This is a genomic window from Thalassococcus profundi, from assembly GCF_003344785.1.
In the GTDB taxonomy this organism is placed as follows: Bacteria; Pseudomonadota; Alphaproteobacteria; order Rhodobacterales; family Rhodobacteraceae; genus Puniceibacterium; species Puniceibacterium profundi.
The window spans coordinates 25,334-39,340 of record NZ_QPMK01000028.1 but is presented as its reverse complement, the minus strand read 5'-3'; the positions used below and the strand labels follow the sequence as shown (position 1 = coordinate 39,340).

Annotated in this window: 16 protein-coding genes; 7 read left to right on the top strand and 9 right to left on the bottom strand. The window is 67.4% G+C overall.

Annotated elements, in window-relative coordinates; genetic code table 11:
• The coding region (locus DU478_RS21805; protein WP_114512965.1) for a hypothetical protein at positions 1-205 on the bottom strand (205 nt) is incomplete at its 3' end.
• A gap of 97 nt (positions 206-302) precedes the next feature.
• On the opposite strand from DU478_RS21805, the gene DU478_RS21800 reads away from it, so the two are divergent.
• The gene (locus DU478_RS21800; protein ID WP_114512964.1) at positions 303-890 is read left to right on the top strand and encodes a TetR/AcrR family transcriptional regulator; all 588 of its coding nucleotides are present in this window, start codon (positions 303-305) and stop codon (positions 888-890) included.
• 3 nt (positions 891-893) lie between these two features.
• Here DU478_RS21800 and DU478_RS21795 read toward each other — a convergent pair whose 3' ends face one another.
• The gene (locus DU478_RS21795; RefSeq protein WP_114512963.1) at positions 894-1,319 is read right to left on the bottom strand and encodes a c-type cytochrome; all 426 of its coding nucleotides are present in this window, start codon (positions 1,317-1,319) and stop codon (positions 894-896) included.
• A gap of 156 nt (positions 1,320-1,475) precedes the next feature.
• Here DU478_RS21795 and DU478_RS21790 point away from each other — a divergent pair, with 156 nt between their 5' ends.
• On the top strand, positions 1,476-1,910 hold the full coding sequence (locus tag DU478_RS21790; protein ID WP_114512970.1) for a DMT family transporter: 435 nt from the start codon (positions 1,476-1,478) through the stop codon (positions 1,908-1,910).
• A gap of 2 nt (positions 1,911-1,912) precedes the next feature.
• Here the strand turns inward: DU478_RS21790 and DU478_RS21785 are convergent, their stop codons facing one another.
• From DU478_RS21785 to DU478_RS21770, 4 genes are all read right to left on the bottom strand, one after another.
• Positions 1,913-2,572: a DUF3047 domain-containing protein gene (locus tag DU478_RS21785; RefSeq protein WP_233501535.1), complete on the bottom strand. Its 660-nt coding sequence runs from the start codon at positions 2,570-2,572 to the stop codon at positions 1,913-1,915.
• Positions 2,573-2,646: 74 nt separating this feature from the next.
• Positions 2,647-3,627 carry an Ldh family oxidoreductase gene (locus DU478_RS21780; RefSeq protein ID WP_114512962.1) on the bottom strand — a complete coding sequence of 327 codons (981 nt, stop codon included), beginning with the start codon at positions 3,625-3,627 and terminating at the stop codon, positions 2,647-2,649.
• Positions 3,628-3,740: 113 nt separating this feature from the next.
• Positions 3,741-4,424 carry an ABC transporter ATP-binding protein gene (locus DU478_RS21775; protein WP_114512961.1) on the bottom strand — a complete coding sequence of 228 codons (684 nt, stop codon included), beginning with the start codon at positions 4,422-4,424 and terminating at the stop codon, positions 3,741-3,743.
• Entirely contained in the window at positions 4,417-5,703 is a 1,287-nt protein-coding gene (locus tag DU478_RS21770; RefSeq protein WP_114512960.1) for a lipoprotein-releasing ABC transporter permease subunit, read from the bottom strand. Before DU478_RS21770 ends, DU478_RS21775 begins: the two co-directional genes overlap by 8 nt.
• Positions 5,704-5,816: 113 nt before the next feature.
• Here DU478_RS21770 and DU478_RS21765 point away from each other — a divergent pair, with 113 nt between their 5' ends.
• Positions 5,817-6,146, top strand: coding sequence for a DnaJ family domain-containing protein (locus DU478_RS21765; protein ID WP_114512959.1), 330 nt, complete (start codon positions 5,817-5,819; stop codon positions 6,144-6,146).
• Between the two features lie 348 nt (positions 6,147-6,494).
• On the opposite strand, the gene DU478_RS21760 is transcribed toward DU478_RS21765, so the two are convergent.
• Positions 6,495-7,685 (bottom strand): acetyl-CoA C-acyltransferase, encoded by a 1,191-nt coding sequence (locus DU478_RS21760; RefSeq protein WP_114512958.1) that lies wholly within the window; start codon positions 7,683-7,685, stop codon positions 6,495-6,497.
• A gap of 90 nt (positions 7,686-7,775) precedes the next feature.
• Here DU478_RS21760 and DU478_RS21755 point away from each other — a divergent pair, with 90 nt between their 5' ends.
• The 3 genes from DU478_RS21755 (at position 7,776) to DU478_RS21745 (ending at position 10,481) form a co-directional block, all read left to right on the top strand.
• Entirely contained in the window at positions 7,776-8,114 is a 339-nt protein-coding gene (locus DU478_RS21755; protein ID WP_114512957.1) for an STAS domain-containing protein, read from the top strand.
• Positions 8,114-8,581, top strand: a complete 468-nt coding sequence (locus DU478_RS21750; protein ID WP_114512956.1) for an ATP-binding protein — start codon at positions 8,114-8,116, stop codon at positions 8,579-8,581. The genes DU478_RS21755 and DU478_RS21750 overlap by 1 nt, the downstream gene beginning before the upstream one ends.
• 322 nt (positions 8,582-8,903) lie before the next feature.
• Positions 8,904-10,481: a gamma-glutamyltransferase family protein gene (locus tag DU478_RS21745; protein WP_114512955.1), complete on the top strand. Its 1,578-nt coding sequence runs from the start codon at positions 8,904-8,906 to the stop codon at positions 10,479-10,481.
• 96 nt (positions 10,482-10,577) lie between these two features.
• On the opposite strand, the gene DU478_RS21740 is transcribed toward DU478_RS21745, so the two are convergent.
• Positions 10,578-11,981 carry an aspartate aminotransferase family protein gene (locus DU478_RS21740; protein ID WP_114512954.1) on the bottom strand — a complete coding sequence of 468 codons (1,404 nt, stop codon included), beginning with the start codon at positions 11,979-11,981 and terminating at the stop codon, positions 10,578-10,580.
• Positions 11,982-12,052: 71 nt separating this feature from the next.
• Positions 12,053-12,724, bottom strand: a complete 672-nt coding sequence (locus tag DU478_RS21735) for a GntR family transcriptional regulator (protein ID WP_114512953.1) — start codon at positions 12,722-12,724, stop codon at positions 12,053-12,055.
• A 159-nt stretch (positions 12,725-12,883) separates the two neighbouring features.
• Between DU478_RS21735 and DU478_RS21730 the strand changes: the two genes are divergently transcribed.
• Positions 12,884-13,969 carry a polyamine ABC transporter substrate-binding protein gene (locus DU478_RS21730; protein ID WP_114512952.1) on the top strand — a complete coding sequence of 362 codons (1,086 nt, stop codon included), beginning with the start codon at positions 12,884-12,886 and terminating at the stop codon, positions 13,967-13,969.
• Positions 13,970-14,007 lie beyond the last annotated feature (38 nt).

Genomic DNA, 14,007 nt, shown 5'->3' with positions numbered 1-14,007 from the left:
CCCGCGCCCGCAGTGACGCCGCGCGGCCCTCGACGCCCGCGCGCAGGTCGGGCGTGGCGCGCGGCGCCGGGCCGTCCAGCAAGGTCTCGAGCGGCAGAAGTTGCGGATAGGCAGCGGTGGCGACGCCGGGCGTCGCGGTCGCATCAAGCTCGGGGAACTCGGCGCAGGCACTCAGGCACAGCAGCAGGGCAGGCAGAAATCGCATGGGCATCCATCGGTTGCTGTTTCTCTCATGCCGCAGTCCGCCGCACAGGGCAAGCATGCGGGTTGATCTGAACGCGCGTTCAATTCACTCTGCCGCGATGGCCCGCACCCAAGGATCGCATTCCGGCATCACCGGCCCGCGCATTCGCGCGGCGGCGCTCGCGCTCTTTGCGCGGCATGGCTATGCCGCCGTGTCGATGCGGCAGATCGCGGCCGAGGTCGGGGTGCAGGCAGGGGCGCTTTACAACTACACGACGGACAAGCAGGCGCTGCTGTTTTCGCTGCTGCGCGGCCACATGGACGAGTTGCTGGAGGCCCGGGCGGCGGTGCCGGTGCCGAAGACGCCGCTGGCCCGACTCGAGGACTTCACCCGCTTCCACATCCGCTTTCATCTCGCGCGGCCCGAGGCGGTGTTCGTCTCCTACATGGAACTGCGCAACCTGGAGCCCGGCAATTTCGCGGTGATCGAGGACCTGCGCCGGCGTTACGAGACCGAGCTCGAGGATATCCTGAAGGACGGCAATGCCCGCGGCGTCTTTGCCCTGCCCGATACCAAGATCGCGACGCTGGCGCTGATCGCGATGCTTACCGGCGTCAACACCTGGTACCGCGCCGGAGGACGGCTGTCGCAGGCCGAGGTCGAGACGGTCTACTGGGAGATGGTGCGCAAGGCGGTCGCCGCCTGAGGGTCAGCGCGTGGCCTGGATCGACTCGAGGTATTCCAGCAGCGCCACCAGCTTGCGCGGCGTCGGGGTCGCGATGCCGTCGCCGGTGTCGACCGGGACAAGGTCGCCGCGCAGCAGTTCGCCGAATTCCGGCATGTTCGGCCCGTCGAGGTCGGACCGCGCGTAACCGTCGATGGTCGACAGAACCCGGGCGCGGGGGAAGCGGTCGCCGTTGCGCACCGCGATCAGCGTCAGGTTCGGCGGCGCCTTGGCCATGGCCCGCGCCATCGGGCCGTCGCCCTTGGCATCCGCGCCATGGCAGACCGCGCAGTTGTCCATGAAAAGCGCGCGCCCGTCGGCAGGCCCCGGCATCGTTCCGTCGCTGCTCGTGGGTTGGCAGGCGGCCAATGCGGCCAGCCCTGCGGCGAGGAAGGAAATGCGTGCAAACATGGATCGGCCTTTCGAAGAATTCTGCCCCATCTGTCGCGCGGGCGGCGCCGGCGATCAAGCCCATTTGCCACCAAGATTGCCGTGCGCCGCGCGGTTTGGCCTTGATCTGGGTCAGCCCGGAGGAAAGAGTGCGCGCAAGCAACCAGAGGTGCGATGATGCCGCTTTATGCCGTCACCATGCTGCTGGCCGGGATCGGCATTCCGATCCTGGCGGCGCTGAATGCCGCACTCGGCACCCGGATCGGATCGCCCATCGCGGCGGCCACGATTCTCTTTTGCGTGGCGCTCGCGGCATCGACGCTGCTCTTGCTGATTGTCGGACCGCAGGCGGTCACGCGGGCCGCAACAGCCCCGCGGCATCTGTTCCTCGGCGGGCTGTTCGTGGCCTTCTACGTCATCACGGTCACGATCATCGCGCCCAGGTTCGGCATCGGCAACGCCATCTTCTTCGTGCTTCTGGGGCAGCTGATCTCGGCCGCGGCCATCGACCATTACGGCCTCTTCGGCGCGCGCCTCAGCCCGCTGACCCTGTCGCGCAGCATCGGCATCGCGCTGATGGCGGCGGGCGTCTACGTGACGCAAAGGGTCTGAGGCTACTCGACGCTCAGGTTGCTGACGCTGGCGCGGATCGCACTTTCGGTGTCGTCGCTGTCGCCCGACACCGCCACGCCCACCAGCGCCGTGGGGTCCGATCCGAAAGCGGCGTTGAAATCCGCGGCAAGGTCGACCGCTTCGGTTTCGCTACCGGTGCCCGCAGGTCGCAGAACGATGGTCTTGCCGCGGTCGCCCAGATAGGGGCTGTCGAGCTTGTCGCCGCGGACGTGATCGCCGCCCCAGACATAGACCAGCACCCGCGCCGCGTCGTTGGTCAGCAGCTTGCGCACCGACTCTTCGCGCAGCGCGTCGGCCTCGGCTTCGGGCAGGAACACGAAATACATCGCGAGGTTGCGGTCGTCGCCGCCCTTGACGCTGAGGTCGCTGGCAGGCACCGATTCCGTCACGCTCCAGTCCCAGGCCGCGGTCGTCGCCGACCAGAGTGTGTCGGGCAGCGGGCTGTAGGCCAGCGACACCGTGCCATCCGATTCGACCGTCAGCGTGTCGCCGTCGAAACCGTAATCGTTCGACGAGAACAGCGAAAACCGCTGCTCCTTCCAGCTGTCGTCGAAAGCGACCTGCGCGGCCTGTGCCGGTAAGGTCAGGCCAACGGCGGTCAGCAGGATCGCGGTTCGCAGCGGCGCGGGTATCGGTCTCACGGCGGTATCTCCTTTAGCTCAGAACCTTCTGGCGCCGGAAACGTTCCGGCAACCGACAATCCCGTGAAGCGGCGTTACCTTGCGGCCAGATCGGTCAAATGCTGGTAGAGCGAGGCAGGCACCTCGACCTCTTGCAGCGGTGTCTTTCCGCGGCCCGGAATGCGGGTGCCCTCTTCGGCGGTGACCGCCGCGCCGAGGTCGGCCAGCGCGGTCTGGAACTGGTTCGACTGGCGCGGGTCGATCAGCACGAAATACTGGCCCAGCCGGTGCGGCGCGCCTTCGGGCGCCTTCAGAGGCGCGACCGCGCGGCTGGGCAGCGACCCGCACAGGCCGGTGACCAGCAGTTCCGCCATCAGGCCGAACCCCCAGCCCTTGTAACCGCCCGCCGAGGTCAGCGTGCCTTGCAAGGCCGCCTCGGGGTCGGTGGTCGGGCGGCCCTGCGCATCCAGCGCCCAGCCTTCGGGGATCGGGCGGCGCGCCGCCCTGGCCATGGTGATGTGACCCAGCGCCACGGTGGTCGTTGATTGGTCGAAGAGCATCCCCACGCCGCCCTGCCCGTCCGGGGCGGCGAAAGAGATCGGATTGGTGCCGATCACCCGGCTCCGCCCGCCGGGCGGCGCCACGATGGGCGATGCGTTGGTCATGCCCAGCGCCGCCACCCCGGCGCGCGCGGCAGCTTCGGTGAAATAGCCCAGCGCCGTGCAGGTATGGGCGTGGTGGATGGCGACGCTGGCGATACCGGTTTCACGCGCCGCGGCCACCGCGGTGTCGAGCGCGCGGGTAAAGGCCGGCTGCGCAAAGCCGTCGCCCGCGTGAACGGTGATCTCGGAAGGGCGGGGTCGGTCGACCTGCGGTTCCGCATCGCCGCGCACCCGGCCGGTGCGCAACTGCTGGCAGTAGCTTTCGAGGTAGTAAAGTCCGCAGATCCGGTTCTCGCGCGCCTCCGCCCAGGCGATGGCGCGGGCCATTTCGGCCGCCACCCAATCGGCGGCGCCGTGGCCAGAGAGCGCCTGCGCGCTCAACTCTTCGATTTGGGCGACGGAAAGCAGGGGCATGGCGGCTCCGGAAGCTTCGATACGCCGGAGCCTGACACGAAGCCGACGCGGGGGGAAGCCTCGGAGCCGGCGCCGCGACGTGGCAACTGCGCGCCGAGACACGCAGGCAGGCGTCACAAGGCCCGCAACACGCCCTGGTCCAGCCGCAACTGCCGGTCCATCCGGGCGGCGAGGTCGAGGTTGTGCGTGGCGATCACCGCCGACAGCCCGGTGTCGCGCACTAGCGCGGTGAGCGCGGCAAACACCTGATCCGAGGTCTCGGGATCGAGGTTGCCGGTCGGCTCGTCCGCCAGAAGCAACCTGGGACGGTTGGCCAGCGCGCGGCAGACCGCGACGCGCTGCTGCTCGCCGCCCGAGAGCGCCGCGGGCCGGTGGCTGGCGCGTTTGGCGATGCCGACGCTGTCCAGAAGCTCTTGCCCGCGGGCCTCTGCCTCGGTGCGCGGAGCGCCGTTGGCCAGCTGCGGCAGCACGAGGTTCTCGAGCGCGGAGAACTCCGGCAGCAGGTGGTGGAATTGGTAGACGAACCCAACTCCGTCGCGCCGCAAACGTGTGCGCTGGCGGTCGGGCTTGCCGGTCATGTCCTCGCCACCGATCAGAACCCGACCGGCGTCCGGCGTGTCGAGCAGGCCCGCGATGTGCAGCAGCGTCGACTTGCCCGCGCCCGAGGGTGCGACCAGCGCCACGATCTCTCCGCGCGCCACCGTCAGGGACGCACCGCGCAGCACGTGGATCTCGTTCGGCAGGCCGCGATTGTAGGCTTTCTCGATGCGATCGAGATGCAGCACCGGATCACTCATAGCGCAACGCCTCGACCGGGTTCATGCGCGCGGCGCGACGGGCCGGGAAGATCGTCACGATGAACGACAGACCCAGCGAAAGGGCGACGGCGGACAGGACGTCGCCGGCCTGCAGCTGCGCGGGCAAGGCGTAGATGCCACGAATGCTCGGGTCCCAGATGCCGCCGCCGGCGACATAGTTCACGAAGGAAAAGATCGGGTCGATGTAGATGGCGAACAGGCAGCCCAGGATCACGCCCATGGCAGTGCCGATCAGCCCGGTGAAGGATCCGCAGATGAAGAAGACCCGCAGCACCGATCCTTCGGTCAGCCCCATGGTGCGCAGGATGCCGATGTCGCGGCCCTTGTTCTTGACCAGCATGATCAGGCCAGAGACGATGTTCATCGCCGCGATCAGCACCAGGATCGACAGGATCACGAACATCACGTTGTCCTCGATCTCGAGCGCGCGCAGGAACCCGCCCGAGGCGTCGCGCCAGGTCCAGACCAGCGCCCGGTCGCCGCCCGCCTGCATCAGCGCCAGCGCCATCTGGTCGACGCGGTCGGGATCCTCGACCATGACCTCGATCTCGTCCGCCGTGCCTTCGCGGTTGAAGTAGAGCTGCGCCTCGGAGAACGGCATGTAGACGCGTGTCCGGTCGATGTCGTAGCGCCCGGCGGTGAAGATATAGACCACCTCGTAGGCCTTGACCCGCGGGCTGGTGCCGAAAGCGGTCTTGACCCCGTCCGGAGAAATCAGCCGCAGCTGGTCGCCGACACTCACCCCCAGTTCGCGCGCGACACCCGAGCCGATGGCGATGCCCTCGCCGAAGCGCGCAAGATCGCCAGAAGCCGCTTCGGGGTCGACGATGCGCGGCAACCCGGCGAGGTCCTCGGCACGGATGCCGTAGGTCTCCACCCCGGCGTTGCGGCCATTGGCGGTGCCCATGACCTGCCCGCGGATCAGAGGCGCCGCGCGGGTGACGCCCGGCACCTGAGCCAGGCTCTCGGTCAGCGTGCCGAAATCGTCGATGCCCCGCAGTGTGCGGCCCTGATCGTCGACTTCCGCGCTGTAATAGACCGTCGCATGGGCATTGGCGCCGAGGATCGTGTCGACGAATTCGGTCCGGAAGCCCGAGCGCACCGCCAGCGTGGCGATGAGCGCAAAGACCGCGAGGGTGATGCCGATGAGACTGATCCAGGTCATCACGCTGACCCCGCCTTCGGCACGGCGGGCGCGCAGGTAGCGCCAGGCGATCATCCATTCGAAAGGGGCGAAGGGGGGCGGTGTCCGGGCCAATGTGCGGGCTTTCTGAGAGGTCGCGGGATAACTGGCCTTTCCCGCCCGCGGGGTCAAGCGGCGGGCGCCGGTTTTCGCTGGACGCGGAACGCGGCGCAGATAGTCTTGCGCCCATGAAGGGATTTGAACGCTTTGTCGAACAGCAGATCCAGGAGGCGCTGGAAGACGGCCGGCTGAGCGGTCTGCCGGGCGAGGGCAAGCCGCTGCCGCAGCGCTCCGGCGCCGCCTTTGTCGATGCGGTCGAATCCGCCGGCTATGCGATGATGACCAAATCCGGCGCCCTGCCCGAGGAACTGCGCCTGCGCCGCGACCTGGCCGAGGCGCGCGCGGCCTTTGCGGCCTGCGACGATCCCGAAGAGCGCCGGCGGCTCATGGCCCGGATAACCGACCTCGATCTGCGCCACAACATGACACGGGAAAAACGCATCGGGCGCCGGTTCTGATCGCGGCGGCAGGAGCGAGGGGCCAGCCCCTCGCGCTCCCCGATGGTTATTGAGAACCAGAGAAGAGGGGGCGCGGCGCGCAGCGGGCCGCCGCAGGTTGGGCTGTGGGTGTTCTTGTGTCCGGGCGACGCGGGTCCGCTCAACGGTTGCCGGTGCGACCTTTGCGGCGTGCAGATGCGTCCGATGGCGCCGGTCGGCATTCTCGACCTGCGCCAAAGCCGCCCCGCGCGAAACCCGGCAGGCGGCAGTTCCGATCTCGGCAGCAGTAGCGAAGGGAATCGAGACCCAGAGAAGGGGCGCTGCGGGCGTTCTCTGTGCAGGCTGTGGCGTTGGTCGGGAGCGCGCGGGTCAGGTAAGGCGTTCTATGGCAATGGCGGTGCCTTCGCCGCCGCCGATGCAGATCGCCGCTACGCCGCGCTTCAGCCCGCGGGTTTCCAGCGCATTGAGCAGCGTCACGAGGATGCGCGCGCCCGAGGCGCCGATGGGATGGCCCAGCGCGCAGGCGCCGCCGTTGACGTTCACGATGTCGCGCGGCAGGCCCATCTCTTTCATGAACGCCATGGGCACCACGGCGAAGGCCTCGTTGACCTCCCACAGATCCACATCGCCCGCCTTCCAGCCGATCCGGTCGAGCAGCTTGCGTGCCGCGTACACCGGTGCCGTGGTAAAGAGACCGGGCGCCTGGGCGTGGCCGGCATGTCCGAGGATACGGGCGCGGGGCGTCCGGCCGGCGGCCTCGGCGGCGGCGCGGGTCGAGAGGACCAGGGCGGCGGCGCCGTCGGAGATCGAAGACGAGTTGGCCGCCGTCACCGTGCCGTCCTTGCGGAAGGCGGGCTTGAGATGCGGGATTTTCTCGGGCCGGGCGCGGCCGGGCTGTTCATCGCGGGTGATGACCTCTTCGCCGGTCCGGGCGTGCACGGTGACGGGGGTGATCTCGTTCGCGAAGGCGTCGCCGCGTTCGGCCTCGAGCGCGTTCGACAGCGAGGCCAGCGCGTACTGGTCCTGGGCTTCGCGGGTGAACTGGTAGGCCTCGGCGCAGTCCTCGGCGAAGGTGCCCATGAGGCGGCCCCCGTTTCCTTCACCCCTGTCGTAGGCATCCTCGAGCCCGTCGAGGAACATGTGGTCGATCACCTGGGCGTGGCCCAGCCGCGCGCCGCCCCGCATCTTGGGCAGCAGGTAGGGCGCCTGGCTCATCGATTCCATGCCACCCGCGACGATGACATCGGCGGCACCCAATGCCAGACGGTCCCAGGCCATCATCGCCGTCTTCATCCCCGACCCGCACATCTTGTTGACGGTGGTGGCGGGCACCTCTTCGCCCAGTCCCGCGGCGAAACCGGCCTGCCGTGCGGGTGCCTGGCCCTGCCCCGCGGGCAGCACGCAGCCCATCAGCAGCTCGTCGACGGCGGGTTTTCCGGCCTGGGCCAGCGCCGCGCGGATCGCCGCGCCGCCCAGCTGCGCAGCGGAGGTGTCGCCGAAGATGCCCTGGAACCCGCCCATGGCGGTGCGCGATGCGCCGGTAATGACCACGTCCTGCATGATGTGCACTCCTCCCGATCCTGATCCTGCATACCGAATGGTAAGGATTGGCGTCTAGCCTTGTCGCGCATTCGCTTTGGACGGGCTGCCATGAACCTTATCACTCAGACCAACGACGACCAGCTGACCGTCACCGTCGACGACCCGCGAATCGACGCCGCCGTCGCGATCCAGTTCAAGGACCGGATGCGCGCGCTGACCGCGCTGGGGCCGAACCGCATCCTGCTGGATCTGCACAAGGTCGATTTCATCGATTCCAGCGGGCTTGGCGCCATCGTGGCCGCGATGAAGCAACTTGACGATCATCAGCGGCTGGACCTGTCGGGCCTGACGCCGAACGTGGAAAAGGTGTTTCGCCTGACCCGGATGGACACGATCTTTGCCATCTATCCGGACGTGCCGACGGCACTGGCGCGCAGGGCCGGGTGATGCCCGGCGCCGCGCTTCCCGCCCCGGCTCTCGTGCCGCCCCTGCACCTGACCCTCGCCAGCACCCCCGACGCGGTGCGCGCGGCCCTTGTCCGCATCGGATCGGCGCTGGCGGAAGCGGGACTGCGGCCCGGAACCTGCGGCATGGTCGAACTGGTGATCGCCGAATCGCTCAACAACATCGCCGAACATGCCTATCGCGGCACCGGAACGGGCGAGATCGTCCTGCGCCTTGTTCACCTGTCCGGCGCGATCGAGGTGACGCTGATCGACAGCGGCCAGCCCTATCCCGAAGGCGCGTTGCCCAAGGCAGGGACGTTTCCGGCCCTCACGGGCGGCCGCGCCACGCTGCCCGAGGGCGGCTTTGGCTGGTGCCTGATCCGCCGACTGACAAGCAAGCTGATCTACACCCGCAAGAACGGGCGGAACCGGCTGTTCCTGCGCATGGACCTCGATTGCCTCGCCTGAAAGGCACCAGCTCTCCGAAGCGACTTCAAAACAGGCGCACAGACGGTTTTCCTGTGCCGGACAGTCTGTGCCGGACCCTGCCGGATCGGCCGATGAAGACCCGATATGGCGCCCCACTGCGAAAAGCCTTTGAATCGCCTCATTCGCTTCCCAAAGGCGCCGCAAAGCCCGGTCATACCTTGCCCTGTAGCTGCATATAGCTTCCCTCGGCGTCGCGTCTTAACAGCCCCCACCCAGTGCGCGGCGTCGAGGTACTTCCCCCCATCATTGACCCCGCCCGCAGCATGCCTATTGTCCGCGCAGGACAAAGGGACTTCTTCACATGCGTGACTTTCACTTTCCGGGCCGCTCGCCCGTGCTGGCCGCCAATGGCGTCTGCGCCACCTCTCATCCCGTCGCGGCCCAGGCCGCGATCCGAATTCTTCAAGACGGCGGCAACGCAATGGACGCGGCCATTGCCGGCGCGGTGATCCTGGGGCTGGCAGAGCCGCAGATGACCGGTATCGGCGGCGACTGCTTCGCACTGATCTCGCCCGCGGGTGGCGACGAGGTGATCGCGGTGAACGGCTCGGGCCGGGCGCCCGCCGCCGCCAGCGCGGCAGCGCTGCGCGACAAGTGGCACGAGACGGTGCCCGTGGCCGGACCCGAGGCCGTCACAATCCCCGGTGCCATCGATGCCTTCTGCACGATGTCGGAAAAATGGGGCAAGCTCGGTATCGCCGACAGCCTGGCCCCGGCGATCCGTTACATGGACGAAGGCCTGCCGGTCGCCCCGCGCGTCGCCTTCGACTGGGAAAACGACAAGGAGCGGCTTCAGGGCCATGCGCTGCAACACTTCCGCCTGAACGGCGGGATCCCGAAGCAGGGCGAGATCTTTCGCGCCCCGGGCCAGGCCGAGGTGCTGCGCCGCGTCGCCGCCTCGGGCCGCGCCGGGTTCTACGAAGGCGAGGTGGCCGAGGATATGGTCACGGCCCTGCGCGCCGCCGGCGGGGTGCACACGGTCGAGGATTTCGCCGCCAGCCAGACCACGATCCACGATCCAATTTCAGGCACTTACAAGGGCCGCGAGCTCTGCGAGCATCCGCCGAACGGCCAAGGCGCCACCGCGGTGCTGCTGCTGAACATCCTGTCGCAATTCGATCTCGCGTCGATGGATCCTTTCGGCACCCAGCGTGCCCATATCGAGGCCGAGGCCACCAAACTGGCCTACGACACCCGCAACCGGTTCATGTCCGACCCCGCAAGCATGACGCGGCTCGATCACATGCTGTCGATGGAAACCGCGCAAAAGCTTGCCGCGCTGATCGACCCCAAGCGCGCGATGGCTTCGGCCACACAGATTTCCGAGCATGTGCACAAGGACACGATCTATATCACCGTCGTCGACCGCGACCGCATGACCGTGTCGCTGATCTACTCGATCTTCCACGGATTCGGTTCGGGGATCGCGTCGGAAAAGTTCGGCGTCCTGTTCCAGAACCGCGGCGCGGGATTCTCGCTGACCGAAGGGCACCCGAACGAGATGGCGCCCGGCAAACGGCCGATGCACACGATCATCCCGGCGATCATCCGCGACGAGGGCCGGGTAAGCATGCCCTTCGGCGTGATGGGCGGGCAGTACCAAAGCTGCGGCCACGCCCGGATGATGACCAACTGGACCGATTTCGGCCTGGCGCCGCAGGCTGCGCTCGACGCACCGCGCAGCTTTGCCGAAGGCGATACGCTTCAAGTCGAACGGGGGTATCCCGAAAGCGTGCGCCGCGAGCTGGCCGAGATGGGTCACAAGGTCGTCGTGCCCGACACCCCCATCGGCGGCGCGCAGGCGATCCTGATCCACGACAGCGGCGTGCTCGAAGGCGCATCCGACCCGCGCAAGGACGGCTGCGCCATCGGCTACTGAAACACGAAAGGCGGGTACCGCTCGGCGCCCGCCCCTTCTCCGGTTTCAAAATACCTCCGCCGGAGGCATCCGGCGCGGCCTGCCGCGCCGGATTTTCTACGCCACCTTGCGGGCCTTCATCAGCCCGTCGGCCTGCAGCTTGGCATGGGTCTCGTCCAGGCTCTGCCAGGCGCGTTCGATCAGGGTGTCGATCTCTTCGCGGGAAATCACCAGCGGCGGCGAAATGATCATGCGGTCGCCCACGTGCCGCATCACCAGGTTGTTGGCAAAGCAGCGCTCGCGGCAAATGTAGCCCGCGGTGCCGCCATCGGCCTCGAAGGCAGCCCGCGACGCCTTGTCCGGCGTGAGGGCGATGGAGCCCATCATGCCGACGATCTTCGCCTCGCCCACCAGCGGGTGGTCAGTGAGGCTCCGGAATTTTTCGGCCAGATACGGCGCGGTCTCCTCGCGGACGCGGGTTACGATGCCCTCTTCGTCGAGGATCCGCAGGTTCTCCAGCGCGACGGCGGCAGCGACCGGGTGGCCGGAATAGGTGTAGCCGTGATTGAACTCGGCATTGCCGATGACCTCGGCGATCCTGTCGGACACGATCGACCCGCCGATCGGCAGGTATCCCGAGGATAGGCCCTTGGCGATGGTCATGATGTCGGGCGTGATTTCCATCGTCTGCGAGCCGAACCAGTTGCCGGTGCGCCCGAAGCCGCAGATCACCTCGTCGGCGATCAGCAGGATGTCGTGTTCGCGGCAGATGCGCTGGATCTCGGGCCAGTAGGTGGCGGGCGGCACGATCACGCCGCCGGCACCCTGTACCGGTTCGGCGATGAAGGCCGCGACCTTGTCGGCGCCCAGCTCCTTGATCGCGGTCTCAAGCTGGCGCGCGCGCTCCAGCCCGAAATCCTCGGGTGTCATGTCGCCGCCTTCGGACCACCAGTCGGGCTGGTCGATGTGATGGATACCCGGAATCGGCAGACCGCCCTGGCTGTGCATCCCCTTCATGCCGCCGAGCGAGCCGGAGCCCACCGAGGAGCCGTGGTAGGCGTTCCAGCGCGAGATCACGACCTGCTTTTCCGGCTGGCCCTTTTCGGCCCAGTAGGTGCGGACCATGCGCAGGTTGGTGTCGTTGGCCTCGGACCCCGAGCCTGCAAAGAATACGTGGTTCAGATCGCCCGGAGCCAATTCCGCCAGCCGCGCGGCCAGCGCGATGGCGGGCGTGTGCGAGGTCTGGAAGAAGGTGTTGTAGAACGGCAGCTCCTGCATCTGCCGGGTCGCCGCGTCGACCAGTTCCTGCCGGCCGTAGCCGAGGTTCACGCACCACAACCCCGCCATCCCGTCGAGAATGCGGTTGCCGTCGGAATCGGTCAGCCACACCCCGTCGGCGCGGGTGATGATCCGCGCGCCCTTGGCGCCAAGATCGGCGTTGTGGGTGAAGGGATGCATGTGGTGGGCGGCATCGAGCGCCTGCAGCTCGGCGGTCGGCATATGGTTCGAGATCTGGGTCATGCCCGCACCTTTCGTTTGTGTCTGGGAGTCGGCGGACAGAATATGATCAAATTATTTCCGGGTCAATCGAATCACTCCAGGCCGGCGCGGATTTGCGCCATGCCCTGACTCACGTCCTGATGCATGGCCTCGGCGGCGGCCGCGGAATCGCGTGCGTCGAGCGCCGCCAGCAAATCCTTGTGACGGTCGGGCAGATTGCGCGTGCCGAAAAGCCCGCAGACGACCCGCAGAGACGGCCCGAACCGCAGCCACAGACCGTCCACCATGTCGGTCAGGATCGGCGCCTCGGCGATGGCGTTGAGCTCGGCGTGAAAGCGGTGGTTCTGCGTCAGGTAGCCTGCAACGTCGCCGCGGGCGATGGCGCGGTCGAGCCGCGCGTCGGTGGCGCGCAGCCGCGCGATGTCGTCAGCGGTGGCCCGAGTCGCCGCGCGCCGCGCCAGTTCCGGCTCCAGCGCCGCGCGGGCCAGTCCCAGCTGTTCGACCGCGGCGGCGTCCAGAACCGGCACGCAGATGCGCCGATTGTCCTGAAACGCCAGCGCGCCTTCGGCGATCAGGCGGCGCAGCGCCTCGCGCACCGGCGTCATGCCCACGCCCAGCTGGTTGGTCAGCCCCTGGATGGTCACCGCCTGGCCGGGCTCCAGCTCGCCGAACAGCACCATGGTGCGCAACCTGCGGTAGACGCGTTCGTGCGCGGGCAGACCCGCGCCATCGCGCAGCGCCGTGTCCGGCTCCTGATTTCCCATGCGTCACCTCCCCGGGCGCTCAAGTGCTAGGCGATCATCGCCATCTTGCACCGCTTCTTCGGGCATGAAAACATCCTGTTGTTGCCTTTGGCGGCGATATTTGATCAAAATCACTGGACGACGGGACGACAAACGTTCCGCATCCAACGGGAGCATATGATGAAGACAACAGTCCTGAGCTTAACCGCGACCCTCGCCCTGACCGCCGCAGCGGTCCAGGCGCAAGAGGTCCGGGTCTACAACTGGTCCGACTACATTGACGAAGAATTGCTGACGCAATTCGAGCAGGAGACCGGGATCGACCTGATCTACGACGTGTTCGACAGCAACGAGGTGCTCGAAACCAAGATGCTGGCTGGCGGGTCGGGCTACGACGTCGTCGTGCCGACAGGCACCTTCCTGCAGCGTCAGATCCAGGCCGGCGCCTTCCAGCCGCTGGACAAGAGCCAGCTGCCCAACATCGACAACATGTGGGACGTGGTGACCGACCGCACCGACGTCTACGACCCCGGCCAGGAATACGCGATCAACTACATGTGGGGCACCACCGGCATCGGCGTGAACGTCGACAAGGTCAAGGAAGCCCTGGGCGAAGACGTCGCGATGAACTCCTGGGACCTGGTGTTCGATCCGGCCAACATGGAAAAGCTGGCCTCCTGCGGCGTGCATTTCCTTGACGCCCCGGCCGAGATGATCCCGGCGGCGCTGAACTATCTGGGCGAGGACCCCGACAGCCACGATCCCGAAGTCATCGCCCGCGCGATGGAGGTCTACGAGCCGATCCGCGGCGATATCCAGAAGTTCCATTCGTCGGAATACATCAACGCGCTGGCCAACGGCGACATCTGCGTGGCCGTCGGCTGGTCCGGCGACATCCTGCAGGCCCGTGACCGTGCGGCCGAAGCCGACAACGGCGTGACCGTGGAATACATCATTCCCAAGGAAGGCGCACAGATGTGGTTCGACCAGATGGCGATTCCGGTCGATGCGCCGAACCCCGAAGCGGCACACACCTTCCTGAACTTCATCATGGATGCCGAGAACATGGCCGCGGCGTCGAACTACGTCTATTACGCCAACGGCAACAAGGCGTCGCAGGAGTATCTCAACGACGACGTGATCGGCGATCCGGCGATCTACCCGGACCAGGAGACGCTCGACAATCTCTTCACCACGACGCCCTATCCACCGCGCGTGCAGCGTACCGTGACCCGGCTCTGGACCGAGATCAAATCCGGAGTCTGACCCGACGCCACCGGCCCGCGCGACACTCTTGCGCGGGC

Coding starts and splice junctions, on each gene's coding strand:
- DU478_RS21800 (WP_114512964.1), top strand. CDS start 303: ATGGCCCGCACCCAAGGATCGCATTCCGGCATCACCGGCCCGCGCATT.
- DU478_RS21795 (WP_114512963.1), bottom strand. CDS start 1,319: ATGTTTGCACGCATTTCCTTCCTCGCCGCAGGGCTGGCCGCATTGGCC.
- DU478_RS21790 (WP_114512970.1), top strand. CDS start 1,476: ATGCCGCTTTATGCCGTCACCATGCTGCTGGCCGGGATCGGCATTCCG.
- DU478_RS21780 (WP_114512962.1), bottom strand. CDS start 3,627: ATGCCCCTGCTTTCCGTCGCCCAAATCGAAGAGTTGAGCGCGCAGGCG.
- DU478_RS21775 (WP_114512961.1), bottom strand. CDS start 4,424: ATGAGTGATCCGGTGCTGCATCTCGATCGCATCGAGAAAGCCTACAAT.
- DU478_RS21765 (WP_114512959.1), top strand. CDS start 5,817: ATGAAGGGATTTGAACGCTTTGTCGAACAGCAGATCCAGGAGGCGCTG.
- DU478_RS21760 (WP_114512958.1), bottom strand. CDS start 7,685: ATGCAGGACGTGGTCATTACCGGCGCATCGCGCACCGCCATGGGCGGG.
- DU478_RS21755 (WP_114512957.1), top strand. CDS start 7,776: ATGAACCTTATCACTCAGACCAACGACGACCAGCTGACCGTCACCGTC.
- DU478_RS21750 (WP_114512956.1), top strand. CDS start 8,114: ATGCCCGGCGCCGCGCTTCCCGCCCCGGCTCTCGTGCCGCCCCTGCAC.
- DU478_RS21745 (WP_114512955.1), top strand. CDS start 8,904: ATGCGTGACTTTCACTTTCCGGGCCGCTCGCCCGTGCTGGCCGCCAAT.
- DU478_RS21740 (WP_114512954.1), bottom strand. CDS start 11,981: ATGACCCAGATCTCGAACCATATGCCGACCGCCGAGCTGCAGGCGCTC.
- DU478_RS21735 (WP_114512953.1), bottom strand. CDS start 12,724: ATGGGAAATCAGGAGCCGGACACGGCGCTGCGCGATGGCGCGGGTCTG.
- DU478_RS21730 (WP_114512952.1), top strand. CDS start 12,884: ATGAAGACAACAGTCCTGAGCTTAACCGCGACCCTCGCCCTGACCGCC.